This is a genomic window from Promicromonospora kroppenstedtii DSM 19349 (genome assembly GCF_000515355.1).
GTDB lineage: Bacteria > Actinomycetota > Actinomycetes > Actinomycetales > Cellulomonadaceae > Promicromonospora > Promicromonospora kroppenstedtii.
This window is the reverse complement of sequence record NZ_KI911739.1, coordinates 9891-12065: the sequence shown is the minus strand read 5'-3', so window position 1 is coordinate 12065 and position 2175 is coordinate 9891. Positions and strand designations below refer to the sequence as shown.

Below are 2175 nucleotides of genomic sequence, written 5' to 3'. Positions count from 1 at the left end.
GCCGGCGCCGCGGAGCCGGGGCAGGAGGCCGCGGACGGGCCCCTGTCCGGCGCCGCCGCCCGGGCCACGGCCATGGCGCAGTACGTCGCGGAGCACTACCGGGAGCCGATCACCGCGACGGACGTGGCCCGCGCCGTCCACCTGAGCCCCAGCCACGCGATGACGCTGTTCAAGCGGGTGGTCGGCACCACGGTCGGCGCGTACATCGCGCGGTGCCGGGTCGCGGAGGCGCAGCGGCTGCTGATCACCTCCGACCGCACCGCCGCCGAGATCGCGCACGCCGCGGGGTTCACCGCGCAGAGCAGCTTCTACGACACGTTCCGCCAGGTGTGCGGCGTCGCCCCGGGTGACTACCGGCGCGGCCTCCGCTGACCCGGAACGCGCCGGCGGGCTCCGTCGTCGGACCCCAGGGGTTAACGATCATTAACCGGCGGGCTATGCTGCGGCACATGACCACCGACGTCGGCGTTGGACCGGATCTGCGCACCCTGACCGCGCAGCTGCGCGAACGGCTGGCGCGCGTGCGCCAGGGCGGTTCGCCCGAGGCGCGCGCCCGCCACACCGGGCGCGGCAAGCTGCTGGCCCGTGACCGGGTCGACCGGCTGCTCGACCCCGGCAGCCCCTTCCTGGAGATCGGGGCCCTGGCGGCCTACGACATGTACGGGGGCGAGTGGGCGGTGCCCAGCGCGGGCATCGTCACCGGGATCGGGCGCATCGCGGGGCGGCAGTGCGTGGTCGTCGCCAACGACGCCACCGTCAAGGGCGGCACGTACTACCCCGTGACGGTGAAGAAGCACCTCCGCGCGCAGCAGATCGCGGCCGAGAACCACCTGCCGTGCATCTACCTCGTCGACTCCGGCGGTGCCTACCTGCCCATGCAGGACGAGGTGTTCCCCGACCGCGAGCACTTCGGGCGCATCTTCTACAACCAGGCCAACCTGTCGGCCCGCGGCATCCCGCAGGTCGCGGCCGTCATGGGCTCGTGCACCGCGGGCGGCGCGTACGTGCCCGCGATGAGCGACGAGGCCGTCATCGTGCGCGACCAGGGCACGATCTTCCTCGGCGGGCCGCCCCTGGTGCAGGCCGCCACGGGCGAGGTCGTCACGGCGGAGGAGCTGGGCGGCGGCGTCGTGCACACCACCACCTCGGGCGTCGCGGACCACCTGGCCGACGACGACGCCCACGCCATGCGCATCGTGCGCGAGATCATCGCGACGACCCCGGCGCCCGCGCAGGTGCTGGACCGGGTGCCGCCCGAGGAGCCCGAGGCGGACCCCGACGGGCTCTACGACGTGCCCGCCGACCCGCGCACCCCGTACGACGTGCGCGACGTGATCCGGCGCATCGTCGACGGCTCCCAGCTGCAGGAGTTCAAGGCCCGCTACGGCGAGACACTGGTCTGCGGCTTCGCGCGGATCGACGGCTACCAGGTCGGCATCGTGGCCAACAACGGCATCCTGTTCTCGGAGTCCGCGCTCAAGGGCGCGCACTTCGTGCAGCTCTGCGACCAGCGGCGCATCCCGCTGGTGTTCCTGCAGAACATCGCCGGGTTCATGGTCGGCAAGGAGTACGAGCACCGCGGCATCGCCAAGGACGGCGCCAAGCTGGTCACGGCCGTGGCCTGCACCTCCGTACCCCGGTTCACCGTGGTGCTCGGCGGCTCGTTCGGCGCCGGCAACTACGGCATGAGCGGCCGCGCCTACGACCCCCGGTTCCTGTGGATGTGGCCCGGCGCCCGCATCTCCGTCATGGGCGGCGAGCAGGCCGCGTCCGTGCTGGCCACGGTGCGCAAGGACCTCGCCGACGCCCCCGCGGCCGACGTCGAGGCGTTCAAGGCCCCGATCCGCGCCCAGTACGAGACCCAGGGCAACCCCTACTACGCCACGGCACGCCTGTGGGACGACGGCGTGATCGACCCCGCCGACACCCGCCGCGTCCTCGCCCTCGGGCTGGCCGCCACGGCTGCCGCCCCGATCCCCGAGCCCTCCTACGGCATCTTCCGGATGTGATGACGATGCACACCCTCCTGATCGCTAACCGCGGCGAGATCGCCCTACGGATCATCCGCACCGCCCGCCGCCTCGGCCTGCGCACCGTCGCCGTCCACTCCGACGCCGACACGGGCGCCCCGCACACCCGCGCCGCCGACGTCGCCGTCCGCCTCGGCCCGACGCC

3 protein-coding genes are annotated in these 2175 nt (G+C 73.5%); all 3 read left to right on the top strand.

Translation table 11 applies throughout. The features are described 5' to 3' along the window. Positions 1 to 372, top strand: a 372-nt coding sequence (locus tag PROKR_RS22400; protein WP_157602482.1) for a helix-turn-helix transcriptional regulator, incomplete at its 5' end; no start/stop codon positions are given. Positions 373 to 449: 77 nt separating this feature from the next. After that, on the top strand, positions 450 to 2009 hold the full coding sequence (locus PROKR_RS22395; protein ID WP_036967762.1) for an acyl-CoA carboxylase subunit beta: 1560 nt from the start codon (positions 450 to 452) through the stop codon (positions 2007 to 2009). Beyond that, a partial coding sequence (locus tag PROKR_RS31800; protein ID WP_157602491.1) for a biotin carboxylase N-terminal domain-containing protein occupies positions 2009 to 2175 on the top strand: 167 nt, incomplete at its 3' end. The genes PROKR_RS22395 and PROKR_RS31800, both read left to right, overlap by 1 nt.